Here is a 25,482-nt window from a genome sequence, read left to right on the forward strand (position 1 = left end):
GGAACAAGTATTAAGTATACTCTGTGTGAAAACGGGGTTCTTAGTGAAATAAAGCAAGTTTCTTCTCCAAAATATTGGAAAGAGAGGTAAAAATTTTCAAAAATATGGCTATAGACTATAAGAATAGTTTTAACAAAATTGTATCTGCAAATATCAGTGTACCTGATATAGCAAATAATCAAACAGGTAGTAGAATTGATGGAGCTAGTTCTCTTCATTATTTACATGAAATTGAATTTATTAACACCTTAGAAAAAATATTCAATAAGTCGATTTATTTTGAAAATGATGCCAATTGCGCCAGTTTAGCTGAACTTCATTTTGGTGCTGGGAAAAATCATCAAGACATGTTGTTTTTAGTTATTGGAACAGGTATTGGCGGAACGGTTATCTATAACCGAAAAATTAAACGAGGAGCTCATGATTTTGCTGGTGAATTTGGTATGATGTTAGTAGATGGTAGGCATGAGTGGGCTGTACTTGGTTCTGCTGTTCATATGGCTAGAAAGGTTTCAAAAGAGATTGGGTGGGAAGTAACAGGCGAAGAAGTTTTTACCTTAGCTAAAGAAGGAAACACTATTGCTAAAAAAGCAGTGGAAGAATTGTATTTTTATAACGCCTTAGGTATCTATAATCTACAATATATTCTAGATCCAGAAGTCATTATTATTGGTGGAGGGATTTCCAAACATCCTGATTTGATTAAGGAAATTAATTTGAAATTAAAAGAAATTATGAGCTTTGGTCAACGTTCTCCATTAATACATGAATTACATGTTTGTGAGTATGGAAATGATGCCAATTTAATTGGTGCTTCAATGATAGATGAAAATTATGGGGGTATTGTTAAATTTGACTAATACTATAATAAAAGTAGCAATACTTCTTGATAAGAGATAGTCTTTTAGATAAATTAATGAAAGATAATAAAAAAGAATTATAATATAAATATTAATTTTAACAAAAATAGTGTTATTGAAAATGGAGGCTTTGAGAAAACTGATGACTCAAACAATTAAAACAATTCAAGTTGAAACAACTAGTCAGCTAAAAACAGCAAAAGCATTAAAAAAAATAGCAACAAGGTTATTTAATCATGATGTTGCTATTACTTTTGAAACTGGGGATTTTGTGTTAAAACAAAACAGTTCGGTTCAAGGAATGATTTCTTATAATGAAAAACTTATTGTAACAGCTAATTCAGAGGCTAATCTACTAGCTGTCGGCACACAAGCACTACTACGCTTTTTTACAAAAGAGCTTGCAGTAGGAGATACAGTAGTTACTTATGAGCAAGAGCAACGTATCTTAATGATTGATATTGGTAGAAAATATTTTTCAAAAGATATCTTATTCAAATTTGTTGAAAGTGCAAGCTTAGCTCAATTTAATTATTTACAACTTCATTTTTCTGAGAACGAAGGTTTTCGAATTGAATCCGAAGCAGCTCCTGAAATTATGTCGGATAACTATTTAACAAAGGATGAAATCAGAGAGGTGATTCTTTATGCAGAAATTTTTGGTATCGAAATCATTCCGGATTTTGACTCTCCAGGGCATTTAAAACAAATTTTAAAAAATCGTCCTGAATGGCAATTAAGAAAAAAAACAGAAGAGGGAGAGTTAGAAAGACATCCTTCAGCTCTAAATATAGTGGATCAAGAAGCAGTTTTATTTATTGAAGCTCTTTATAAAGAATATGCTGAATTATTCAGTAGAAGTCGCTATTTCCATATTGGTGGCGATGAATTTGTTGATTTTGACGAAATAGATGCGTACCCAGATCTTAAAGAAGCAGCAGTTGCTATGTTTGGCAAAAACGGGACTGCAATGGATTATTTTATTTATTACGTTAATCAGTTAGCCGAAAAAGTAAGTAGCTGGGGATTTATTTCGCGTGTTTGGAATGACGGTTTTTTCCGTCTTAATCGCCAGGAACTAGTTAAGTTATCTGAAAAAGTAGAGATTACTTATTGGACTAAATGGAATCAAAATATGGCTCCTGTTGAAACCTTTGCTGAAAAAGACTATACAGTCATTAATTTCAATGACAATTATTTCTACTATGTTTTAGGGGAAGCAGCAGGCTACACTTATCCAACTTATGAGAAAATTATCAAAGATTGGACACCAGAAATGTACCCTCAATCTCAAAAAGTAACTGAGTTAACTAATCAATTTCCAGGAGTGGCATTGGCTATTTGGAGCGATATTCCAAGTGCTCAAGATGAGGTAACTGTGTGGGAAAGTGTGACACCATTGTTATTAGCAGTGAGTCAAAAAGAAAGTTCAACTTTTATGGACGAAGAAACAGTGAAGCAAGTTTTAACCACATATTTCAAAAAATAAAAATCCTGAGACATTGAAAAATATGTCTCAGGATTTTTTTATTAACTAAATGTTGTCACTGAAGTTGAACACTTCAGTGACAATCTCTTTTTTATTTACTCCAAATAGTTGTATGAATTTCTGCAGGGGTTAATGTATTTGTAAATTCTTTATCAGAAACCTCTTCAATAAGTGTCCCACGAATTCCTTTGTAATTAGGAACTTCAATAGAAAGACTTGATGACGTTTCATTTGATAAGTTAAACCCACGTAAAACAATATTCAGTTCATGTTCTTTGCGTTTGAAAGCAGTCATTAAAAATTGATCAGACTCAATAGTAGCAAATTGTTGAGTTGTATTTAATTCACCTTCATGAATACTTGTTTGTTTCACTGAGAACGGAATTTGGAAAGCTTGTCCATCTTTAAATGAATCAAATTTATCATCATCTGTATGGAAAGCAACAGCAAATTCAATTGTGTTTTCGCCAATGCATTGTGCTTCAGGAGTTGGGAAGTAACCCCAATCACCAAGCTCACCTGTACTTCTTAAAATAGTTAAGGCAATTGTATTTTGATCATTTAAAATTTCATACTCATTAATACCAAAGTTTGAAACTGTTACACCTTTATTTTCATCTTGTACGTTAACAAATGAATGTTGATGTTGTGGGTTTGTAGGATTTGTCCAAGAGCTACTTACAGCATTAGGACGTTCAATCACTTCAAAAATACTTTCAGCATAATGTTTATCCGTTTCAATTCCTGTTGGGAAAAGAACACGTAAACGGTGGTTTTCACTTTGGTTATTGTAATAAGTAGCAAATTTAAGTTGCTCACTATTTTTTTCAAGAGTAATAGTTGTTTCCATAACAAATGGAATTAATTCTGAGCTACGTCCAGCATTTCTTTGACGCATTTCTAAAACAGCTTTCATTTCTTCTTGAAGTAATTCTTCAGCAGCATGAGGAATCATCATTGTTTGTTTTAAGATAATTTCAGCAATTAAAGAATTGTTTGTTTTAACTTCAATCTCATAAGGGTACTCATGAGCAAAAATTGGTGTATCATTTTTTGGTTGTTTGAAAATATACTCATTAGCAATATCACCAACGTTTTCGAATGTTAACATATTGTCGTAAGTGACATCATTTTTCTTATCAGTAATAGAAAGACGACCATCTTCAGAGATAACAGCCTTAATGACTTTATTTTCTAAAGTTTGACTAGCTTCATCATAGATTGGTAAATCATTAAATTTAGGAGCGTCTCCTTCAATTAAAGCAAACCCTTTCCATGAAAGACCAGCCATCTTATCTAAGTGTAGTCGAACTTTAACGTAAGTAGCCATAAATGGAATTCTAAAGGCATCTTTTGGAAGGTCGTAACCAAATGTTGTTTCAACATCAAGAACTTCTACTTCAACAGGATTACCGTTTTCATCAACTACGTTAAATGATGGTTTTTCTTCATCTTTCAATGAGTAGAATAATTCGCCAGGAGAACCTTCGCTAAATGGTTTACGTTTCCACTCAATCATTGTCTCAACGTAGCCAGTTTTATTTTGACCAGTAGTATTCACAACAACGAAAGGTTTACTTCCTTCTGGGAATTTACTTGTATCAATCGCATTAGTTAAGGTTTCTAAAGCTTCATTCGCTAAGAATTTACCAACTTCATGAGATTTTAAGTAACGAGTCATCATTTCTTGGTGAACTTCATCGACACTACAGCCACAAATACTATCATGTGGATGGTTTTGCATAAGTAGTTTCCACGCATAACGTAATTGATCATGTGGGTATTCACCAGTGATTTCAGCAGCCATAGTAGCTAAAGGCTCTGTAATATTTTCTAACTGACGAGATACTTCAGTATTACGTTGTTTTAAGTAAATACGAGAAGAAGAACAGTTAGCTAAAGTATACCAACCATCAGTTTCTTGAGAAGTCAGTTCTCCCTCAACAGTGTTTAAATCTTTAGGTAAATCAGCTTTAACAGCGTTAATGTAGTCTTCAAAATTACTGTGTAAAAATTCATAATCAGGATATAACTCATTAGCTAATTTTATCGCATCAGTTACATCTTTTTGTAGTGGTTGATGGTCACAACCATTCATCATTAATAAATGATTAGTTGAAGCAAATTGTTCAGCATCAGCTAATTTAGTATCCCAAAATTTAATAGCAGCTTCTTTTTCAGCTGGAATTTCGTTTCCGTTACTGTACCAGTTAGCAAATAAAATCCCTAAAACTTTAGATTTATCAGAGCCTTCCCACCACATTTCAGAATATTGAGAGGTATATTTTTCATCATTGATAACCACGTTATTAAAGCCAGTTGGTTTAACCCCGCGACCGTAAGCAGTTACATCTAAACCACCTTCAAGCATCATTTGTGGTGCTTGTCCCATGTTACCAAATGTATCAGGGAAGTAACCTAATTTAACAGGAGCTCCCCATTTTCTACTTTCTTCAAGTCCAACTAACATGTTACGAGTATTAGATTCAGAACTTGTTAAGAAATCATCTTGTAAAATATAGAAAGGTCCAATTTTTAGTTTACCTTCTGTGATAGCTTTTTGAAGAGCTTCTCTTTTATTTGGACGAACTTCTAAATAGTCATCTAAACTAATCGTTTGACCATCTAAGTGGAAACTATTAAAGTCAGGATTTGTTTCAAATTGTTCTAATAAATCATCAATCAATGTAATTAAACGCATATGATGTTGCTCGTAAGGCATGTACCATTCACGGTCCCAGTGACTGTGAGAAATAATATAAACTTTTTTCTTCATGTTAAATTTCCTTTCTAAAGACCAGTTTCAACGCGGATATCGTAGTAATCCATTACTAATTCACAGAACATCATATTAGCCCATGAGAACCACTCACGTGTAAAGTTATTTGGATTATTAACGTCAACACCTTCATGCATAAGTCCAGTGCCACCAGTTGTAGCAGCTAACATATCTAAAATACGTTTTTTCTCAAGCTTGTCAGGAGTTGTTAAACCTTCAATTGACACAGCGATTGGCCAAATGTAGTTAGGTGGTGTATGTGAGCTACCAATACCTTTAGCGAATTCACCTTCATAGTAATAAGGGTTTTCTTCACTTAATAATGTTTTTCTTGTTTCTAAGTAAGTAGGGTCATCTTGTGAACAGAAACCTAAGTAAGGTGCTGCCATTAAACTTGGTACATTTGAGTCATCTTGAATACTATGGTTACCAAAACCGTCTACCTCATAAGCGAAAATATCATTTCCTGCTTTGTTTTGAACAACACCGTATTCTGTGATGCCTTTTTTAATTTCTTCTTTTAATTTTTTAGCACGAGCAACAACATCTGCTTCATCAAAAATAGAAGAATAAATTTTTTCAACATATTCTAAAGCAACAACAGCAAACATGTTTGAAGGTACTAAGTAACCATATTTACAAGCATCATCACTAGGACGGAAACCTGTCCATGTCATACCAGTTTCTTTAACAGGACTTCCTTTACCATCATTTGGTAATGTATCTTCTAAACGAGTTGTATCACGCTCAAAAGTATATGGTGAGTTGTCATGATTTTGTTCTGTTTCCCAAAGATCTAAAATTTTTGTCACACCAGTTTTAAAATCTTCGTTGAATTGATCTGTTTGACCAGTTGCATTATATAGTAAGTATGATAATTGAATTGGGTAAGCTAATGAATCAATTTCATATTTTCTTTCCCAAATCCAAGGTGTCATAGTTGTATGATCGTCTTTATGTGGACTTGCATTATTGTCTGTTTCGTTGAAAGCGTTAGCATAAGGGTCCATATTAATATAGAAGAATTGACGTTTAACTAAACCTGAAATCATGCTAGCTAAATCTTTGTCTTCTTTTGCAATTGGTAAATAAGGACGAACTTGGGCTGTTGAATCTCGTAACCACATAGCTGGAATATCACCAGTTAAAATAAAAGTAGTGTCATCATCTAAGCGCTTAACTGTTGTTAGTAATGTGTTAGCGAAACAGTTTGAGAAGATATCTCCCCAAGCAGGATTGTCTTGCTGAGTTCTTTCTTTAATGTTGTCCATAAAAGCTTGTACTGAAGTGGGAACAGTTGTGTATGTCATTTCCTAGTAACCTCCAAAAAAATATATTTTTCGTTTACAAAATTGATTATATGGTATATCATTTGTATTGTCTAGTAAAAGAGTATATCTTTTATATAAAAAATAAAAGAAAGAGGCGAAAATATGGTTAGCAAACCTTTATATAAACAAATATTAGATGATCTAGTAGAAGATATTATTAATGGTACCTATAAAGAGAATGATCAGTTACCAACAGAATTAGAATTAGCAGAAAAATATAATGTTAGTCGTATTACTTCCAAACGTGCCTTAACAGAGCTAGAAGCTATTGGATTAATATCTAGAATAAGAGGAAAAGGTAGTTTTGTTAAAAAAAGAGAAGCAAATAAAGTTGCTAAAGAACCGTCTAAAAACATCCTGTTAATCTTTCCTTTTTTATCAGAAGAAAATACCGGTTTAGGAGAATATACTCAAGGAATTTTAGAAGAGTTACAATCAAAAGATTATCAGTTGTTAGTTCAAACTGAGAATTTTTTAATCGACACTCCAATTAATGAAATCGTATCCAATTATGTAGGTGTGATTTATTATCCGCAAAAAAACCTCGTTAACTTAGAAGTTTTATACCAACTTTATCTAAATGATATACCAATAATTTTATTAGATAAGTTTTTCCACGGTGTTCCCTTTAGTTCTGTAACAGCGAACAACTTAATTGGTGGGAAATTAGCGACTAATCATTTAATAGAAGAAGGTCATGAAAAAATTGCCTTTGCTAGTTTAACAGGAGAAATTGATATTTCATCTGTTAGGGATCGTTATCTAGGCTACTTAAATGCGCTTCATGAAGCAGATATTTTAGATAGTTTCCATTTAACTCAGCAATTGGATCAAACAAAAGAAGCTTATCTTGACTACATCGTGACTCAAATTAATGAGCATCAGATTACAGCTATCGTACTTGAAAATGATGTTTTAGCAGTTCAGTTAATTAATCACTTACATCAAGTGAAAATAGATATTCCTGAAAAAGTTGCTATTGTTGGTTTTGATAATATTCAAGCATCCTCACTGATTCAACCAGGACTAACAACTATAGAGCAAAACTTTGTTGAAATTGGAAGGGTAGCTTGTCAAATGGTACTTGATCAATTAGAAACAGGTAGTAAAACAGAAATACACCAAAAAACAGAAGTTAAATTAATTATTAGAGATAGTAGTTCTTTAAAGGAGAGAAAATAATGTCATTAGTAAATTTATTAGATATTGATACAAGACAAGGTACTAACAATCAACATTCTTATTCAAATGGAAACACCTTACCTTACACAGGCGTTCCATTTGGGATGAACTTTTTTGCGATGCAAACTGCAGGAGACAGAGGTAGCTGGTGGTTTAATCCTCATGACCGTGTTTTTCAAGGGATTCGTCTAACTCATCAACCTAGTCCTTGGATGGGAGATTTCCAGTGGATGCTATTTAATCCATTCTCAGGAAAATTATTTGGTCATAGCCAGTTCCATGTACAAGGAACTTATCGTCCAGAAGAAGCAGTTTTTGCTCCACATTACATGAAATTAAAACAAGAACGTTACCAAATTAATACTGAATTTACTGCTAGTACCTATGGTGGGAAAATCAAATCAACTTATAGAGCAACTGAAACAAATGGTTTAAATATCCGTTCAAAAGGACCTTTTGAGATTAAAGTTGATTTAGAAAATAATCAAATTAGCGGGTTTGTTTCTAACTTTTCTGACTCAGAGGATAAAGAGTTTAAAATGTATTTCTCAACTATATTTGATGCTAAAATCAATGCTGAAACATCAGAAATAATCATTGGTGAGGATCAAAAACATGAATTAGCTAACTTTAAAGGAGAGGACTTAAATCTATTTGTTAGATTTGATAGTCAAAAAGAAGTTGTGACAACACTTGCAACAAGCTTTATTTCTGTAGAACAAGCTGAGCTTAATTTAAGTCGTATTAAAGAACAAAGTTTTGTAGAAATGAAAGATAATGCTGAGGCAAAATGGTTAAATTATTTAAATAGAATAGATGTCACATCAACTAATAAAGAACAAGTTGATACATTTTATACAATGCTTTATAGAGCGTTTTTATTCCCACAAAAATTCTATGAATTAAATGAAGCTAATGAGCCGATTCACTACAATACAGTAGCTAAAGAGGTTCGTCCAGGATACTTATACACAAATAATGGTTTTTGGGACACTTACAAAACGGTTTACCCACTTTATTCATTAATTGCCACAAAAGAATACGAAGAAATGTTAGAAAGTTATTTAACTTCCTTTAATGAAACTGGCTTCTTGCCTAAGTGGTTATCACCAGATGAGCGTGGATTAATGCCTGGTACTTTAATAGATGCAGTGATTGCAGATGCAGCAGTTAAAGGTATTGGAACTAAAATGATGCCAGAATTTTTAGAAGCAATGAAAGTGGCAGCGACTAAACAAAGTGAGAAAAATAATTATGGTCGCCGTGGAACATATGATTACTTAAAATATGGTTATGTGCCTCTTGATTACCATGAAAGTGTCAATCATACACTTGACTATGCCTATAGTGATTTCTGTATCTCTCAAGTAGCTAAAACATTAGGTGATACTGAGACAGCAGAGTTTTATCAAAAACAATCAGGTAACTTCACTAATATTTTTGACACTGAAACAAAATTTATGCGTGCTAAGGATAAAGAAGGTAACTTTAGAACATCATTTGAAGATACTCGTTGGGGACTTGATTACTGCGAAGGTTCAGCATGGCAAAATAGTTACGCAGTTTACCATAACTTTGGTAAGTTAATAGAATTACACGGTGGAAAAGAAGCGTTTGCTAATAAATTAACTAACCTAGCTAACACATCACCAACTTTTGGTGTAGATGGTTATGGATTTGAAATTCATGAGATGAGTGAAATGGCTTCAATTGATTTTGGTCAAATCGCGATTTCAAATCAACCAAGTTTCCATATTCCTTATTTATTCAATTACGTTGGAGAATCAAGTACATCACAAGTCATTTTAAAACAATTAATGACAGAACAATTTAATACGTCATGGAACGGATTCCCAGGAGATGAAGATAACGGAAGTATGGCTTCATGGTTTGTTTTCTCAAGTTTAGGTTTCTATCCAGTCACACCAGGAGCTGGTGAATATGTGTTAGGTATTCCATTGTTTGATTCAGCTGTTATTCATTTAGAAAATGGAAAAGATATAACAATTAATACGAAATCTAATAAACCACATTTAAACTTTGTTAAATCAGTGTCATTAAATAATGAAGACTATTCAAAAGTTTACTTTAATCATGCAGATTTAGTTAAGGGTGCTGAAATTGATTTTGAATTAGCCATTGCACCAAGTAAAAAAGAAGTTACTAAAGAAGATTTACCATTTTCAATTGATTAATCAAACTATAGATTAAAAATCTTAGAAGTATAAGAGAGGGCGAAAAACATGGCAATTTACGGATCAATAGAAGCAGGTGGAACAAAATTTGTTTGTGCTGTATCTGATGAAGCATTAAATATTTTAGAAAGAGTTAGTTTTCCAACGACAACTCCGAAAGAAACAATGCCTTTAGTGATTGATTTTTTTAAACAATATGAAGCTACTTTAAAAGCAATTGGAATTGGCTCATTTGGACCAATTGATATTAATAAAAAATCAGAAACTTATGGTTTCATTACATCAACACCTAAATTGGCATGGCAAAATTATGATGTTTTAGGAGAGATGAAAAAACATTTTGATTTGCCAATGGCATTTACAACAGATGTAAATGCAGCTGCTTACGGTGAGTACAAATTAGGTAATGGAAAAGGTAAAGATAGTGTTGTCTACTATACTATTGGAACTGGTGTTGGTGGTGGAGCCATTCAACAAGGGAATTTTATTGAAGGATTTAGTCATCCAGAGATGGGGCATACTTTAGTTCAACCTCATCCAGATGATAATTTTGAAGGAGTTTGTCCATTCCATGGTAATTGTCTAGAAGGAATGGCGGCAGGACCTTCTATTGAAAAACGTTTTGGTGTTGAAGGACAAGACCTGCCAGAAGATCATCCATTTTGGGCTATTGAAGCAACATACATTGCCCAATGTGCATACAATACAACATTAATGATGTCACCAGAAGTCATTATCTTTGGTGGTGGTGTGATGCATCAACAACACATGGTAGATAAAGTTCACGCAGCTTTTGAAAAATTAATTAATGGTTATGTTAGCTATCCCAATGTAGCAGATTACATTGTAACTCCTGCTTTAGGTGATAATGCTGGCACATTAGGCTGTTTATCTTTAGCAAAAGATTTGTAAAAATTAAGAGGTTGTGACAGAAGCTACTTCTGTGACACCGTTTGATTTGTGAAAGTAAGGTTATGACTCATTTTGTCATAGCCTTTTTCTTATATAAAAATAAGTCATGTGAATTGTTTACTTTTAGGTATAATAGAGTTGTAAAGGAAGTGGTAGTGTGAAGAAGAAGGGGATTTGGTTAACCTTAGTTGTACTAGTTATCTTAGTAATAGGGGCAACAATGACACCTAAAAAAGCTAAAAAAGAAGTTTCAGAGCCTGTTTTTTGGGTATTATCTGATACCCATTTAATCACAACTGATTTATATGAATCTGGTGAGGAATTTGAGAGGATTAAATTAACTTCAGCAGGTAAAGAATTAGAATATCAAGAAGATAGTTTAAGGGCTTTAGTAGATTTAGCTCTTGAAGAAAAACCTACTGGTATTATCATTACTGGAGATTTGACTTTAAATGGTGAAAGAAAAAGTGCTGAAAAATTAGCAGAAATACTAAGTCCATTAAAAAAAGCAGAGATTAACTATTATGTGATTCCAGGTAATCATGATATTCATGATGGTTGGGCAAGAGAATTTAAGAAAGACTCTGCTGTAAAAACAACTCAAATAAGTCCTAAAAACTTTGAGGATATTTTCAGTTGGAGTTATGAAAATAGTAGTCAGAAAGATGAGCATTCTTTAAGTTATTCAGTAGCAGTAAATGACCAACTTCAATTTTTAATGTTAGATACAAATATTTATGGTAAACAACCTGGTACAACTGTTCCCCAGACAAAAGGTGAATTAAAAAAAGAAACTTTTTCATGGGTAGAAGAGCAGTTATTAACAGGTAAGGAAAAAGGTGTGGAAACAATTGTTTTTATGCATCACAATTTACTACAACACAATGACTTAATTAGTACTGGATTTGTGATTGAAGAAAATGAAACGTTAAAGATGCTACTAAGTAAATATAAAGTACCTTTAGTTTTTTCAGGGCACACCCATGCTCAAAGTATTAAAACAGATAAAAAAGATAACATCACAGAAATTGTAACAGCTTCCTATAGTATTAGTGAACAAATTTATGGTGAAGTTAAGTTTAATCAAGATACTATTTCTTATGAGAAAAAACGAGTAGATGTGGATAAGTGGGCCAAAGAAACAGGGGAAACTGATAAAAACTTACTTAATTATCAACAGTTTACAAAAGACTTGTTTATTGAAGATGGTAAAAGAATGGCTTATGTACAGTTAATTGAAAGTGGTTTTTATGATGAGAAAAAATTAGATGCTATGGCAGACTTTGTAGGAGAAGCTAACTGGCGCTATTTTACAGGTAATCAACTACAAAATAAAGATGATATTGAAGCTTTAAAAAATTCAAATGGTTATCGGTTGATTAAGAAAGAGTCACCTTTTTTATTAGAATATATGGATTCAATTGTTGAAATAGATAATCATGATAACAATCAAATTGAATTAACGTGTATTAAATAAATCTATCTATCGAGAGCGTAATAGCTCTCTTTTTTATCTAAAAAGAAATTTATTACCGTAAAAAAACAATGATTATTGAAATGGTATTTCATTTTTTGAGAAACTACTGTATAATAAATGTTAGCGTTATCAAAAAGGGAGGAAATAATTGATGAAGAAAAAAACGTTACTAGCTTTATTCTGTACAGTAGGATTAATGGGCTCTTTAGGGTTTAATTTAGGGGTAGAAGCAAAGGAGCTTAACAAATTTATCAAGAATGAAGCTGGTGAGTTAGGGTATGATTTAAATCAGAAAGTACCAATGTATCCAGGCTCTAATGAAATCGTGGATATTCCAGAAAACTACACACCTGACAAGGAACTGTTTCAAAGTTCTTGGGTAGCAACAATCCAAAACTTAAACTTTTCGCAACCAGGAAGCCAAGAGGAGTTTCAAACAAATTATTTAAACGTATTAGGTGATTTCAAAGAGTGGAATATGAATGCTATGATTTTCCAAGTGAGACCCTTACTTGATAGTTGGTATCAATCTGAGTTTAACCCATGGTCAGAGTTTTTAACTGGAACTCAAGGTGTTAATCCAGGATATGATCCATTACCTTGGATGATTGAGGAAACTCATAAAGCCGGAATGGAGTATCATGCGTGGTTAAATCCTTACCGTGTAAGTAATACTAAATTTAATAATGCTGGTTTGCAAAATAAAACTGGCAAAACTGAATCAGAATTAGCTGCTTTAGCAATTCCTGATTTAGTTAAACTATATAATCAAGCTGGAATTTTAGCCGATAATAATTATGCAGTATTACATCCAGAACAAGTTTTAATGTTTGACCAAAAATTATTTCTCAACCCAGGAATTCCTGAAGTTAGAGAGCATGTATTTAATACAGTAGATGAGTTAGTTAGAAAGTATGATATTGATGCCATTCATTTTGATGATTACTTTTATCCCTATAGAATTACAGTAGATGGCGAAAATGTTTTCTTTGGAACAAAAGATGAGGATAAAGCAACTTTTGAAAAATACGGGGCAGGATTTACATCAATTGAAGAGTGGAGAAGACATAATATTAATTTATTAGCTGAAGGTGTGAAAGCAACTATTGATACAGCTAATAATGAATTAGGAAAATCGGTTCAATTTGGAATCAGTCCCTTTGGTATTTGGGAACATATTGAAAATGATGAACGTGGTTCACACACACCTTTAACTTCTTCTCAATCTTACTCAGGCAGTATTTTTGCAGATACTTACAAATGGATTAAAGAAGAAACAGTGGATTATATGGCTCCACAAATTTATTGGAGTTTTGATCAAGCAGCAGCGCCTTATGGTGATTTAACTAAATGGTGGAATGATGTGGCAGAAGGAACTCACACGCAAATCTATATTGGTCATGCTAATTATAAGCATGTAGGAAATGGTGGTTGGGATGCTTCTTGGTTAAACCCAGAAGAAGTTCCTAATCAGTTGAAATTTAATACAGCTTATCCAAACATTAAAGGTAGCGCGTTATTTAGCTACAATGACATTACACCAAGTAATATCGATTCTTTAGCTGATAACTTAAAACAACGTCATCAAGCTAAAAACCAGTCCATTGAGTTACTAAAAAAAGATTACTTTAATCAAAAATTACTAGTGCCAGCTAAACCATGGTTATCCCACGGAGAAGTGTTACCTCCAAAAGATGTGGCTGTTAATGGGAAAGAAGTTTCTATTACAGCAAGTGAAAATGGCAGAGAACGTTTCTACATTGTTTATGTAGGTGAGGGTAATGAAGCAGAAGTTACTTCAAACGGGGCAAATATTGTTGAACGTATCTATAATGATGGTAGCGGTCAATTTAAATTGACTTTACCAGAATTAGTTAAAGGAAATGTATTTGTAACAGCAACTGATGCAGCAGGTGTTGAATCCAAACCATTTATTAAAGAAGTGCCTGTTGAAAAAGGAAAAGTGACTGTTAAGTATTTAGAGCAAGGTACAAATAAAGTTTTAGATGAAATGACTTTAGAAGGTGATGTTGATGCTGCCTTTAATATAGAAGTAAAACAATTTGCTACTTATGAAATAATCAAACCAGAGTTTTCTTTAGAAGGTAAGTTTACAACTGAAGAGCAACAATTTTCTATTTTTTATAAAAAAGTAGAAACGACTGAAACAAGTACTACAGAATCAAGTTCTTCTGAAAAAGGAGAAGGAAGTGGAAGTAGTAATAGTGGAAGCTCAAATTCTGATAAAGGCTCATCTTCATCAAAAGTATATGCTCCTGTTAAAAATTTACCTAAAACAGGTGAGAAACAAAGCAACATTATTTACGTTGTATTTGGACTAATGATTCTTTCGATTGCTGGAATTATTTTTAAGAAAAAATCAACTAGATAGAAGACTTTGGAAAAGAGGCTGACTTATTTTGTCAGCCTCTTTTTTTATTTCCGCTTTTTACTAGGGAGATATAAATAGAAATAAACATAAGTAGCAGAGTGATAAGCACAAATGATAAACGCTGCCACATTGTACCAAATCTTATTTTTTGAGGAATGAATCCAAAAACAATGGACAACATAAAGCTATGTATTAATGTATCTAGTAAAAAGAGAGAAAAATTAGCAGTAGGCATTTTTTTTGTAACTAATTTAAGAAAGTTCCGTCTAAAGGATTTTTTTGTTTTGATTGTTGGAATAAAAAAACTGAGGAAGCTGCCGAAATAGCTGCTAATATAAAAGTAATCCAATAGTTATGCCATTCGATGAACCAAGGTCTTATATCGATTATGATAAAAAAAGAAATGAATGTAACAAAACCATTGAGTAAATAACGTTCGGGATGGAATAACCAGAAATAAGTCAGTAAAACGATTGGGATGAAACTATACAAGATATTAAAAATACTTAATAGAAAAACAAGAGAAAATAGATCGAAATTTTCCTTCTTCAATAAAATCACCTCCTTCCACACTTTAATTATACCTTATATGAACAGAGGGTTAACAGTCATTAATACACTTGAAAAATTATCTGATAATTCTTAATTTTTATTAAAAATAATTAGGTGAAAATTAAATAAAGAAAATTATTTTTTATAAGATAAAACAATTGCATTGTGGACAAAGGGAGTCTATAATAGCTATTTGAAGTAGAGGAAAAGGGATGAGAATTTTTATGAAACTAACAAACGCAACTGAACAAGCGTTGGCAATACTAGCTATTTTAGCCACGCAAACAGAAGACGTACCAGCATCTTCTCAAGCTATTTATAAAAAATTATCAGTATCTCAATCGTATGTAAAAAAACTACTTAGGAAATTAGTTGTTTCAAAAGTGATAGAAGGTGTATCAGGAAACAATGGTGGTTTTTATATAGAAAAAAATTTAGATGACATCTCCTTATTAGAAATAGTAGAATCAATTGAGGGACCTTTGCATTCATTTCCACATGTAGGTGTTTTAGAAAGAGCTTTTTCAGATTTTAATGAATTTGCTCAAGATGGTAATGAAGTTATTTCAAAGGTTTTTACAAAAGCAGATCATAAATGGAATGAAGAATTAAGACATGTTTCTGTCCATGATATGTTATCTGAAGTTTTTCAAGATTACGGGGAAATACCTAAACGAGATTGGAATCAGTATATTTAAGGAGAGAGATAGGTATGAAAGGATTCAAAAATGTATTAGAGTTATATCGTCTTGATTGGACGAGAATATTTAAAAACAAATTAACGTTTGTTTTAATGATAGCATTAATGTTTATTCCATCCCTTTATGCTTGGTTTAATATTGCCGCTTTGTGGGACCCATATTCAAACACAGGAGATATTAAAATAGCTGTTTACTCAGATGACCAAACAGCAACAGTTATGGATGAAGAAGTAAACATAGGGGATACTATCCTAGAGAATTTGAAAGATAATGATAGTTTAGGGTGGCAATTTGTTGACTCTAAGGAAGAACTTGATAAAGGTGTTAGAAGTGGTAAATATTACGCAGGTATTTATTTACCAAAAACTTTCTCAGAGAATTTACTAAGCTTTGTTAAAGGAGATATAAAAAACCCTGAAATCGAGTATAGTGTGAACCAAAAAATTAATGCCATAGCACCAAAAATTTCTGATAAAGGTGCTGGAACTATTAAAGACACCATCTCAGATGAATTTGTTGCAACAGTTAGTAAAACCTTAATGGAAGTTTTAAATGAAGTTGGATTTAACTTGGATAGTAACTTACCTTCTATTAAGAAAATAACAAGTAAAATTTTAACTGTTAATGATCATTTAGGTGATATTGATGGTTACACAAAAGAAGTATTAGAATTAAACAAAAAAATGCCTGAATTTAAGGATAAGCTAAAAGTAGCTAATGAGTTTGTTGGCATGATTCCAGAAGTTAATCAAATGACTGGAAAAGTACTAGAATTAAATAAAAAAATGCCAGAGATTGAACAATATGGCGGTTTAGTTTACCAAGTTCAAGGAAAAATTCCTGAAATTCAAGATGCCGGTCGTCAAATCAATAAAATTGATAATGACTTTGGTGATGTGGTTCAAATGATGGATGATGCCATTGTGGAAGCTAAAAAAGGTTTAGGAATTATTCAAGATGCTCAAAAAGAGTTAGGCAAAGTTAATAAACTTACAATAGAAGCTAAGACTCTAATAGATGATACAAGTAAGACTTTAAATAAAATAAGCAAAGAAACATTACCAAAAATTTCTGAAAGTGTTCAGACTGGGATTGAAATTGTACAAACAATCTCTGAAGGAACTATAAAAATAACTGACAAATTAATTCAAATTGTAGATAAAAATGAATTAACTTCTGAAGAAAAAAATGCTATCTATAAAGAGTTGTTAGCTCTTTCTACTAGATTAGAAGCACAGAGTGAGATGATTCAATCTATTATTGAAACTTTAGTTAATCTTCAAAATTTAAATGGATCTCATAATTTAGATGGAATTATTGGGCAATTGCAACATACTAAATCTGTGGTTGATAGTGCAAATCAACGAATAAACTATATCTTAGATGATTGGGAAAATATATCTAGTTCATCAGAAAGCTTAAAAGAAGCATTAATAGAAGTTAATCAATTAGCTAAAGCTGTTAATGATGAAGCTAGCAATATCAATGTATCTGCGATTCAAGCTGAGGTTGACAAACTGATAGCAGAAGCCCAAGCTGTTTTAGCTACAGCTAAAAATATTACAGATTCAATTATAGATGACGACTTAATAAAGAATGTGGACGAGTTAATGACAAGTACGTCAAAAACAATTAACCAAGCGATTGCCTTTTTAGAATCTTATCAAAAAGAATTACCAGCGATTCATAAAGATATTCATGCTGCTAATGAATTATTAAATGGTAATATGAATCTGATTATTAACGGCATCAATGGTGGTGCAGACTTCTTTACTAACGATTTCCCACTATTAAAAAATAAAATAAACCAAGCTGCTAACTTTATTCAAAAAGATTTACCAGGTGTTGAGTCTGATATTCAAAACACAATGAAGACGGTAAATGAAAAAGCACCAGAATTTGAAAAGGCTATGACAGCAGCTGTTGATTTGATTAATAATGACTGGCCAAATATTAAAAATGGTATTGTTAAAGCTAGCGATTTAATTAAAAAAGGTGAAGAAGATTTAGACCTTGAAGAATTAGTTAAATACTTGAAAAATGATGCGAATAAAGAAAGTGACTTTATTTCAAATCCTGTTAAGTTAAAACAAACAGATGTCTATCCTGTTCCTAACTATGGTTCAGCTAGTACGCCGTTCTATACCGCTCTTTGTTTATGGGTAGGAGCAGTTTTATTCTCAAGTATTGCTTCAACTAAGTTCCACTTAAATAGTAAGCAACAGCAAAAATATACAAAACGCCAACAATTTTTAGCTCGTATGATGACTTATCTAACAGTTGGGTTCTTTCAAGCTTTAATCGTAGTACTGGGTAATCAATGGTTACTTGGTGCCTACACTAAAAATCCAATTTGGAACATCATTTTTGCTTTAATCATTGATCTAGCCTTCATGATGATGGTTTATGTGTTAGTTGCTTTATTTGATAATCTTGGAAAAGGAATTGCGATTATAATCTTAGTTCTTTCAATTTCAGCTGGTGGGGGTAACTTCCCAATTGAGATGTCTGGACCATTCTTTAGAGCAATCCATCCATATATTCCATTCACTCATGCTGTGAATTTACTAAGAGAATCTGTAGGTGGTATTTACTGGCCAACAGCTCTTAAAGCAATATCTATTTTAATCAGTGTCACAATTGCATTCTTTGTGGTGGGATATATTTTATATCCAAAATCAGAAAGACTATTCAAAAAAATCAGCGACAATATCGCTGAAGGACATATTCTACATTAATAAAAAGACTCGAACAATTAACTGTTCGAGTCTTTTTTGATTATGGTTGATTCAACAACAGAGATTAAGAAAACCTCAATCTCTTTAGCAGGTGTTTGGCATTTATCAAAAATCCATTCCTTAATAATACCGGTAAATCCATAGGCGTAAAAATGAGTATTTTTTTCTAATTGGTCAATGGAACAATTAGCATTGTTAGATTCTAGTAAAATACTTTTTATAAATTGTTGGATTTGATCAGAGAAACAACTATCAAAAGAGTTGTTTTCTGTAATTAATAGAGCTTTTTCGTAGAAGAATAGATTTTTCTCAAAGTAATGAAGCATTCTTGGAATAATCTTTGTCCAATGCTCATAAGAGATAAAATGTTCAATAATTTCTGTGATTTCTTGTTGGTAAATCCAATCAAGTAATTCATACTTATCCGCGAAATGATCGTAGAAGGTTTGTCTGCGATAATCAGCATGTTCCATGATTTCTTTAATCGAAATTTTTTGAAAATCTTTAGTCTTCATTAAATCTTTCAAAGAATAGGCAATTACTTTTTTAGTAATTAAGGACCCATTTGATACCATCTACTCACATCCTTTACATTTCTTATTAAGAATAACAATTAATATCTGAAATAACAATTAAAAATAAAGTAAGCGGACACATTTTTGAATCTGTCCATTACTAGAAAAACGTTTTCATTCTATACTATAGATGTTGATAAGTCGCCAGTCAAAGAAAGGAAGAGCACAATGAAAAAAATTATAAACCAACCAGAAGAGATTCTAAATCAAATGTTAGATGGATTAAGTTATGCCTATAGTGACTTAGTGGAAAGAGTTCCAGAAACAGATGTCATTGCTAGAAAAGATCGTAATGAAGGAAAAGTTGGTTTAGTCAGTGGTGGTGGTAGTGGACATGAACCTTCACATGCTGGATTCGTTGGAAAAGGTATGTTAAGTGCAGCTGTTTGTGGGGAAGTTTTTACATCTCCAACGCCAGACCAAGTTTTAGAAGGAATTAAAGCCGCTGATACTGGTGCAGGTGTTATGTTAATTATTAAAAACTACTCAGGGGACGTTATGAACTTTGAGATGGCAAAAGATATGGCTGAGATGGAAGGTATTGAAGTCGAAACAATTATTGTAGATGATGATATTGCTGTTGAAGACAGTACGTTTACAGCTGGTAGACGTGGGGTTGCTGGAACAGTTCTTGTTCATAAAATTTTAGGAGCTTACGCTGATCAAGGCAAATCATTAGCAGAAGTTAAAGCAGCAGCTGATAAATTAGTACCAAACATTAAAACAATTGGTGTAGCACTGACTGGTGCCACAGTTCCTGCAGTTGGAAAACCTGGTTTTGTTTTAGCAGACGATGAAATTGAGTACGGTGTCGGTATTCACGGAGAACCTGGTTACCGTAAAGAAAAATTACAAACATCAAAATACTTAGCTAAAGAATTAGTAGAAAAACTAAAAAGTGAATTCAAATGGGCTAAAGGAGATACTTATGGTGTCTTAGTTAATGGTTTAGGTAGTACACCGTTAATGGAAGAGTTTGTCTTCATGAATGATGTGAAAGCATTACTTGAAGCAGATGAAATAAATGTAGAATTCAAAAAAGTTGGCGATGTGATGACAGCGATTGATATGGCTGGCTTATCTTTAACAATGATTAAATTAGAAGATAACTGGAAAGAACAATTAAATCATCCAGTAACAACTATTGCTTGGTAGAAAGAGGCTTAATTATGACAAATGAAATGTTAAAAAAATGGTTACAACTTTTTACAGATAAAGTTGCAGCAAATAAACAATATCTAAGTGATTTAGATACACCGATTGGAGATGGAGATCACGGAGCTAATATGGCTCGTGGAACGTCTGAGATGATGAAAGCAATTAGTGAAAAAAATCCAGAAACAGTAACAGATACACTAAAACTTTCTGCCATGACTTTAATTAGTAAAGTTGGAGGAGCATCTGGTCCCTTATATGGCTCAGCTTTTATGGGAATGACTAAGGCTTCGATGAAATCAGAAGATATCGTTGAAATTTTAGAAGCTGGTTTAGCAGATATTCAAAAACGCGGTAAAGCGGAAGTTGGCGAAAAAACAATGGTAGACGTATGGTCTCCAACTATTGAAGCCCTGAAAAATAATGAGTTAACGATCGAAAAAGTTCAAAGCTTCGCTGAAAATACAAAAGACATTAAAGCAACTAAAGGAAGAGCTTCTTATTTAGGAGACCGTTCAATTGGTCATATTGATCCAGGGGCAATGTCTAGTAGCTATTTATTTGAAGCAATGATCGAAGCAGGAGTGATTAACTAATGAGTTTAGGAATAGTAATGGTATCACACGTATCAGATGTGGTAAATGGTGTGGCCAGATTAATCAATGAAGTAGCAAAAGACGTGCCAGTTACAACAGCTGGTGGTACAGAAGACAACGGTGTAGGAACAAGTTTTGAAAAGATTTTAACTGCTTTTGAAGAAAACAAAGCAGATAAGATATTGGCATTTTATGATCTTGGAAGTGCCAAAATGAATTTAGAGATGGCTATGGAAATGACTGATAAGGAAGTGACCCTATACGACACAGCATTACTTGAAAGTAGTTACACAGCAGCAGCTTTAATTCAAGCAGGAGCAGATATTGCAACTATTGAAGAACAATTGGCACCACTGAAGATAAAATAGAAGACGAATGGAGATTTTTTAATTGAGAAAAGCATTTATTAGTCCAGCAAAATACGTTCAAGGTGAAGACGAAATTTTAAATTTAGGTTACTATGTAAAAACATTTGGAAAGTCAGCTCTTTTGATTGCTCATCAAGATGATATTAACCGTGTTCAAAAACAATTAGATGAAACAGTTGAAAAATTTGGCATTAAAATTGTTGCAAGTCATTTTAATGGAGAGTGTTCACGCCAAGAAGTCGCACGTTTACAAGAAGTCGCTAAAGAAAACCATACTGACTGTGTTATCGGTCTTGGTGGTGGAAAAGCAATTGATACCTCTAAATGTGTAGCTGAAGGTGAAAACTTAATCATTGTACCGACAATTGCAGCAACAGATGCCCCAACTTCTCACTCAGCTGTTCTTTATACAGAAGATGGAGAGTTTGATGATTATGCTTACTTTAAACAAAGCCCAAGTGTTGTTTTAGTAGATACTAAAATTATTGCCAATGCACCAACACGTTTTTTAGTTGCTGGTATGGGAGATGCTCTATCAACATTATTTGAAGCTCGTGCAACTGCTCGTTCATTTTCAAATGTTAACGCAGGTTTACCAAATGGCTATATTACGAAAGAAACAGCCCCAGCTAAAAATACAATTGCAGCTTATACATTAGCCAAAGTATGTTATGAAACACTTCTTGAAAACGGGTTTAATGCTAAAATCGCATGTGATAATAATATTGTTACACCAGCTTTAGAAAATATTGTTGAAACAAATATTTTATTATCAGGTTTAGGATTTGAAAGTAGTGGTTTAGCGGCTGTTCATGCTATTCATGATGGTTTAACTGCTTTAGAAGGAACTCATCATTACTTCCATGGTGAAAAAGTTGCCTTTAGTGTGATTTGCCAATTAGTATTAGAAAATGCACCAATCGAAGAATTATATGAAGTTTTAGACTTTAGTTTATCTATTGGCTTACCAGTTTGTTTAGAAGATATTGGTGTTGAGTCAATTACATTTGAAGAAGCTTTAGAAGTGGCTAAGAAAGCATGTATTCCAGAAGAATCTATTCATTCTATGCCATTCCCAATTGTTGAGGAAGAAGTTGCTCAAGCAATTATCGCAGCAGATCAAATTGGTAAAAAATATAAAAATAAATAATTAACTGTGGGGAAAGGCTTATCTTATATAATAAGGGATAGGCTTTCTCCATTTTTTATTAGCTCTATCTGTAGAAAAAATAAAGTTTATGTTACACTAAGTGCAGTTTAAGTTGGAGGCAGAAAAGGTATGACACAAATCATTAATAAGCCAAAAGACACTGTTTCTCAAGTTTTAAATGGTGTGGCATTTATTCATCAAGATAAATTAGAACGAGTAAAAAATACTGGGATTATTAAATATAAAAATATTAAAAAAAATCAAGTAGCTGTGATTAGTGGTGGGGGAAGTGGCCATGAGCCAGCGCATTTTGGCTATGTTGGAAGTGGCATGCTCTCAGCAAGTGTTAGTGGTCCGATTTTTATTCCACCAAAAGCAACTGAAATTTTAAAAGCGATTAAAGAAGTAAATTCTGAGATGGGAACTTTATTGATTATTAAAAACTTTGAAGCAGACGTCACTGCCTTCTTAGAAGCTGAAAAATTAGCAAAAGAAGTAGGTCTTTTAGTGGAACATGTGATTGTTAATGATGATTGCTCTATTGAAGAGGGGAGTTATAAAAAGAGAAGACGTGGTGTTGCAGGGACTATTTTTGTAGAAAAAATATTAGGTGCAGCAGCTCAGTCTGGTATGACTTTAGGTGAGCTGAAAATGTTAGGTGAAGAAGTGATTTTAGCAACTAATACGTTAGGTGTTGCTCTTGCTAGTGGAAAAGAAGTTGGTAGTGAAGCTGAAATTTTCCATTTAGAAAAAGGTCAAATCTCATTTGGAATCGGCATACACGGTGAAGCTGGTTACCGCGAGGAAACATTTTTCTCCTCAGAATATTTAGCTAATGAATTGATTAATAAACTATTAGCACAATACAGAGACTTTCCTGTTGAAAGAATAGGTTTAATGATTAATGGATTGGGTGCGACAACTGTGATGGAACAGTATATTTTCGCTAATGATGTGAAAAGATTGTTGCAGCTTGAAGGTATAGAAGTAGTCTTTCAAAAAAGTGGAGATTTTATGACATCAACGAATATGGCAGGAATTTCCCTTACTTTTCTAGCATTAAAAGAAGATAAATGGTTAGATTATCTGAAAGAAGAAACAGATGCGTTTGCGTGGTAGAAAAAATACTAATAGTAACAATAAAAAACAAAATCATCATTAAGTGATTTTGTTTTTTATTTTCATTTTAATTACTTATTTAAAGTAAGCATAAAAATTGTTCTTTCAAAAAACTTACTATAAAATGATTTATATCAATAGATTAGAGGAGTGTTTGAAAATGGATAATGTATTATTTGGATTAGACACATTTGGTGATGTTGCTTATAACGATGAAACTAATAAACGTTTAACTTATGAAGAATCACTACGCATGATTGTAGAAGAAGGAAAATTAGCTGATAAATTAGGAATTGATGTATTGGCACTAGGTGAGCATCACCGAAAAGAATACTCAATTTCTAGCCCAGATACAGTGTTAGCCGCTCTTGCAATGGTAACGGATAACATTATTTTAGGGACTGGTGTTACTGTTTTAAGTTCAGATGATCCAGTAAGACTGTACGAACGATTTGCAACGATTGATGCACTATCAAATGGAAGAGTACAAGTAATGCTAGGAAGAGGATCTTTTACTGAATCTTTTCCTTTATTTGGTTATGATTTAAAAGACTATGAAGAACTGTTTGAAGAAAAAATTGCCATGTTTAGTGAATTGATTAAAAATGAACCTATTACTTGGGAAGGTAAGTTTACCCAAAGCTTAACCAACCAACAAGTGTACCCACAAATGTCTAAAAAACTAGATGTTCAAGTAGGTGTTGGAGGTTCTCCAGAATCAATAGTTAGAGCTGCTAAATATGGTTTTCCAGTCATGTTAGCTATTATCGGCGGTAGACCAATCCGTTTTAAACCTTATATGGATCTTTATAAACGGGCAGCAGCAGAATTTGGACAAGTTGCTCATCCAATCGGTATCCATTCTCATGGTGTTATAGCTGATACAGATGAAGAAGCAGTAGAAATTGCTTGGAATTATATAAAAAAATCAATGGATACTATAGGAAGAGAACGTGGTTGGGGTGCAATGAGTCGTGAGCATTTCGAACAAGAAATTAAGGACGGTTCTTACTATGTAGGAAGTCCTGAAACAGTGGCGCAAAAAATTGCAAATGTAATCATGGAAATGGGCATTAAGCGTTTTGACCTAGTATATGGTGCAGGTGGTCAATTACAAAAGGACCGCTTTAAAACGATTGAGTTATATGGAGAAAAAGTAATACCTAGAATACGTGAATTGCTAAAAGAAGGTGGGTATAATGACTAAACCGATTATTGGGATATTAGGAGCTGGGAAGCTAGGGACAGTTCTTGCTAAAATTGCCATTAATTCAGGATATGAAGTATTGATTGCTGGCAGTGGTTCAGTTGAAAAGATTGCTTTAACAATTGAAGTTTTAGTACCAGGAGCAAAGGCTAAAGTAGCAGCAGAAGTTGCTGAAAAGGCGGATATAATTATTTTAGCTCTTCCTCTTGGAAAATATAAATCTGTTCCTAAAGAAAAATTAGCAAACAAAATAGTAATAGATGCTATGAATTACTGGTGGGAAGTAGATGGACCAGATAATGATATATTAAAAGAAACCTTATCTTCAAGTGAAGTTGTGGCGAAATATTTAAAAAATAGTATTGTTGTTAAGGCGTTCAACCATATGGGATATCATGACTTAGAAGAAGTTATTTATCAAGAAGATGGACAAGAGCGTAAAGCGATAGCCTATGCGACAGATGATGTAGAGGCTGGTAATCAAGTAGCTAAACTAATTGAAAAATTTGGGTTTGACTCGCTAAATTTAGGGGAGTTATCTAGAGGAGTTATTCTTGAACCGGGATACCCTCCTTTTGGTGCTAATTTATCCAAAGTTGACTTGCAGAAGATGATTGAAACTATCAATAAAGATTAATTCTAAATAATTTATAAAACGACCACTAAAAAGTAGAACAAAAATCTAACTTTTTAGTGGTCGTTAT

General features: G+C 32.9%; 20 protein-coding genes. 16 read left to right on the top strand and 4 right to left on the bottom strand.

Annotated elements, in window-relative coordinates; translation table 11 throughout:
- The first annotated feature begins 104 nt into the window (after positions 1 to 104).
- On the top strand, positions 105 to 860 hold the full coding sequence (locus DFR54_RS03180) for an ROK family protein (protein ID WP_114288886.1): 756 nt from the start codon (positions 105 to 107) through the stop codon (positions 858 to 860).
- A 142-nt stretch (positions 861 to 1,002) separates the two neighbouring features.
- Entirely contained in the window at positions 1,003 to 2,349 is a 1,347-nt protein-coding gene (locus tag DFR54_RS03185) for a family 20 glycosylhydrolase (protein ID WP_170126906.1), read from the top strand.
- Between the two features lie 91 nt (positions 2,350 to 2,440).
- On the opposite strand, the gene DFR54_RS03190 is transcribed toward DFR54_RS03185, so the two are convergent.
- Positions 2,441 to 5,125, bottom strand: coding sequence for an alpha-mannosidase (locus tag DFR54_RS03190; RefSeq protein ID WP_114288888.1), 2,685 nt, complete (start codon positions 5,123 to 5,125; stop codon positions 2,441 to 2,443).
- A 14-nt stretch (positions 5,126 to 5,139) separates the two neighbouring features.
- The gene (locus tag DFR54_RS03195) at positions 5,140 to 6,438 is read right to left on the bottom strand and encodes a glycoside hydrolase family 125 protein (protein WP_114288889.1); all 1,299 of its coding nucleotides are present in this window, start codon (positions 6,436 to 6,438) and stop codon (positions 5,140 to 5,142) included.
- A 123-nt stretch (positions 6,439 to 6,561) separates the two neighbouring features.
- Between DFR54_RS03195 and DFR54_RS03200 the strand changes: the two genes are divergently transcribed.
- The 5 genes from DFR54_RS03200 (at position 6,562) to DFR54_RS03220 (ending at position 14,617) form a co-directional block, all read left to right on the top strand.
- Positions 6,562 to 7,641, top strand: coding sequence for a GntR family transcriptional regulator (locus DFR54_RS03200; RefSeq protein ID WP_114288890.1), 1,080 nt, complete (start codon positions 6,562 to 6,564; stop codon positions 7,639 to 7,641).
- Positions 7,641 to 9,836 carry a GH92 family glycosyl hydrolase gene (locus DFR54_RS03205; protein WP_114288891.1) on the top strand — a complete coding sequence of 732 codons (2,196 nt, stop codon included), beginning with the start codon at positions 7,641 to 7,643 and terminating at the stop codon, positions 9,834 to 9,836. Before DFR54_RS03200 ends, DFR54_RS03205 begins: the two co-directional genes overlap by 1 nt.
- Before the next feature lie 48 nt (positions 9,837 to 9,884).
- Positions 9,885 to 10,748, top strand: coding sequence for a fructokinase ScrK (scrK, locus tag DFR54_RS03210; protein ID WP_114288892.1), 864 nt, complete (start codon positions 9,885 to 9,887; stop codon positions 10,746 to 10,748).
- Positions 10,749 to 10,905: 157 nt separating this feature from the next.
- On the top strand, positions 10,906 to 12,225 hold the full coding sequence (locus tag DFR54_RS03215; protein WP_114288893.1) for a metallophosphoesterase: 1,320 nt from the start codon (positions 10,906 to 10,908) through the stop codon (positions 12,223 to 12,225).
- A gap of 151 nt (positions 12,226 to 12,376) precedes the next feature.
- Entirely contained in the window at positions 12,377 to 14,617 is a 2,241-nt protein-coding gene (locus DFR54_RS03220) for a family 10 glycosylhydrolase (RefSeq protein ID WP_114288894.1), read from the top strand.
- A 246-nt stretch (positions 14,618 to 14,863) separates the two neighbouring features.
- Here DFR54_RS03220 and DFR54_RS03225 read toward each other — a convergent pair whose 3' ends face one another.
- Positions 14,864 to 15,169, bottom strand: coding sequence for a hypothetical protein (locus DFR54_RS03225; protein WP_114288895.1), 306 nt, complete (start codon positions 15,167 to 15,169; stop codon positions 14,864 to 14,866).
- Between the two features lie 224 nt (positions 15,170 to 15,393).
- Between DFR54_RS03225 and DFR54_RS03230 the strand changes: the two genes are divergently transcribed.
- A complete protein-coding gene (locus DFR54_RS03230) occupies positions 15,394 to 15,867 on the top strand; it encodes an RrF2 family transcriptional regulator (protein ID WP_167799195.1) in 474 nt (157 codons plus the stop codon).
- 14 nt (positions 15,868 to 15,881) lie between these two features.
- A complete protein-coding gene (locus tag DFR54_RS03235) occupies positions 15,882 to 18,608 on the top strand; it encodes a YhgE/Pip domain-containing protein (protein WP_114288896.1) in 2,727 nt (908 codons plus the stop codon).
- Positions 18,609 to 18,625: 17 nt separating this feature from the next.
- On the opposite strand, the gene dhaS is transcribed toward DFR54_RS03235, so the two are convergent.
- Positions 18,626 to 19,183 (bottom strand): dihydroxyacetone kinase transcriptional activator DhaS, encoded by a 558-nt coding sequence (gene dhaS / locus DFR54_RS03240; RefSeq protein WP_114288897.1) that lies wholly within the window; start codon positions 19,181 to 19,183, stop codon positions 18,626 to 18,628.
- Positions 19,184 to 19,351: 168 nt separating this feature from the next.
- Between dhaS and dhaK the strand changes: the two genes are divergently transcribed.
- The 7 genes from dhaK to DFR54_RS03275 all read left to right on the top strand — a co-directional run bounded on the left by dhaK (position 19,352) and on the right by DFR54_RS03275 (position 25,415).
- Positions 19,352 to 20,338, top strand: a complete 987-nt coding sequence (dhaK, locus tag DFR54_RS03245) for a dihydroxyacetone kinase subunit DhaK (protein WP_114288898.1) — start codon at positions 19,352 to 19,354, stop codon at positions 20,336 to 20,338.
- A 14-nt stretch (positions 20,339 to 20,352) separates the two neighbouring features.
- Positions 20,353 to 20,934 carry a dihydroxyacetone kinase subunit DhaL gene (gene dhaL, locus DFR54_RS03250; protein ID WP_114288899.1) on the top strand — a complete coding sequence of 194 codons (582 nt, stop codon included), beginning with the start codon at positions 20,353 to 20,355 and terminating at the stop codon, positions 20,932 to 20,934.
- Positions 20,934 to 21,302 (top strand): dihydroxyacetone kinase phosphoryl donor subunit DhaM, encoded by a 369-nt coding sequence (gene dhaM / locus DFR54_RS03255; protein ID WP_114288900.1) that lies wholly within the window; start codon positions 20,934 to 20,936, stop codon positions 21,300 to 21,302. The genes dhaL and dhaM overlap by 1 nt, the downstream gene beginning before the upstream one ends.
- A 22-nt stretch (positions 21,303 to 21,324) precedes the next feature.
- On the top strand, positions 21,325 to 22,452 hold the full coding sequence (locus tag DFR54_RS03260; RefSeq protein ID WP_114288901.1) for a glycerol dehydrogenase: 1,128 nt from the start codon (positions 21,325 to 21,327) through the stop codon (positions 22,450 to 22,452).
- Between the two features lie 129 nt (positions 22,453 to 22,581).
- Entirely contained in the window at positions 22,582 to 23,571 is a 990-nt protein-coding gene (locus DFR54_RS03265; protein WP_114288902.1) for a dihydroxyacetone kinase subunit DhaK, read from the top strand.
- Positions 23,572 to 23,731: 160 nt separating this feature from the next.
- Entirely contained in the window at positions 23,732 to 24,778 is a 1,047-nt protein-coding gene (locus DFR54_RS03270; protein WP_114288903.1) for an LLM class flavin-dependent oxidoreductase, read from the top strand.
- Positions 24,771 to 25,415 (top strand): NADPH-dependent F420 reductase, encoded by a 645-nt coding sequence (locus DFR54_RS03275; protein WP_114288904.1) that lies wholly within the window; start codon positions 24,771 to 24,773, stop codon positions 25,413 to 25,415. The genes DFR54_RS03270 and DFR54_RS03275 overlap by 8 nt, the downstream gene beginning before the upstream one ends.
- The last annotated feature ends 67 nt before the right edge of the window (positions 25,416 to 25,482 follow it).

This window comes from Vagococcus fluvialis (assembly GCF_003337315.1).
In the GTDB taxonomy this organism is placed as follows: domain Bacteria; phylum Bacillota; class Bacilli; order Lactobacillales; family Vagococcaceae; genus Vagococcus; species Vagococcus fluvialis.

Bases quoted from the DNA above. Each gene is read 5' to 3' on its own strand.
- DFR54_RS03180 (WP_114288886.1), top strand. From the start codon at position 105: ATGGCTATAGACTATAAGAATAGTTTTAACAAAATTGTATCTGCAAAT.
- DFR54_RS03265 (WP_114288902.1), top strand. From the start codon at position 22,582: ATGACACAAATCATTAATAAGCCAAAAGACACTGTTTCTCAAGTTTTA.
- dhaL (WP_114288899.1), top strand. From the start codon at position 20,353: ATGACAAATGAAATGTTAAAAAAATGGTTACAACTTTTTACAGATAAA.
- DFR54_RS03185 (WP_170126906.1), top strand. From the start codon at position 1,003: ATGACTCAAACAATTAAAACAATTCAAGTTGAAACAACTAGTCAGCTA.
- DFR54_RS03270 (WP_114288903.1), top strand. From the start codon at position 23,732: ATGGATAATGTATTATTTGGATTAGACACATTTGGTGATGTTGCTTAT.
- DFR54_RS03195 (WP_114288889.1), bottom strand. From the start codon at position 6,438: ATGACATACACAACTGTTCCCACTTCAGTACAAGCTTTTATGGACAAC.
- DFR54_RS03200 (WP_114288890.1), top strand. From the start codon at position 6,562: ATGGTTAGCAAACCTTTATATAAACAAATATTAGATGATCTAGTAGAA.
- dhaS (WP_114288897.1), bottom strand. From the start codon at position 19,183: ATGGTATCAAATGGGTCCTTAATTACTAAAAAAGTAATTGCCTATTCT.
- DFR54_RS03230 (WP_167799195.1), top strand. From the start codon at position 15,394: ATGAAACTAACAAACGCAACTGAACAAGCGTTGGCAATACTAGCTATT.
- dhaK (WP_114288898.1), top strand. From the start codon at position 19,352: ATGAAAAAAATTATAAACCAACCAGAAGAGATTCTAAATCAAATGTTA.
- DFR54_RS03220 (WP_114288894.1), top strand. From the start codon at position 12,377: ATGAAGAAAAAAACGTTACTAGCTTTATTCTGTACAGTAGGATTAATG.
- DFR54_RS03235 (WP_114288896.1), top strand. From the start codon at position 15,882: ATGAAAGGATTCAAAAATGTATTAGAGTTATATCGTCTTGATTGGACG.
- DFR54_RS03275 (WP_114288904.1), top strand. From the start codon at position 24,771: ATGACTAAACCGATTATTGGGATATTAGGAGCTGGGAAGCTAGGGACA.
- dhaM (WP_114288900.1), top strand. From the start codon at position 20,934: ATGAGTTTAGGAATAGTAATGGTATCACACGTATCAGATGTGGTAAAT.
- scrK (WP_114288892.1), top strand. From the start codon at position 9,885: ATGGCAATTTACGGATCAATAGAAGCAGGTGGAACAAAATTTGTTTGT.
- DFR54_RS03190 (WP_114288888.1), bottom strand. From the start codon at position 5,125: ATGAAGAAAAAAGTTTATATTATTTCTCACAGTCACTGGGACCGTGAA.
- DFR54_RS03205 (WP_114288891.1), top strand. From the start codon at position 7,641: ATGTCATTAGTAAATTTATTAGATATTGATACAAGACAAGGTACTAAC.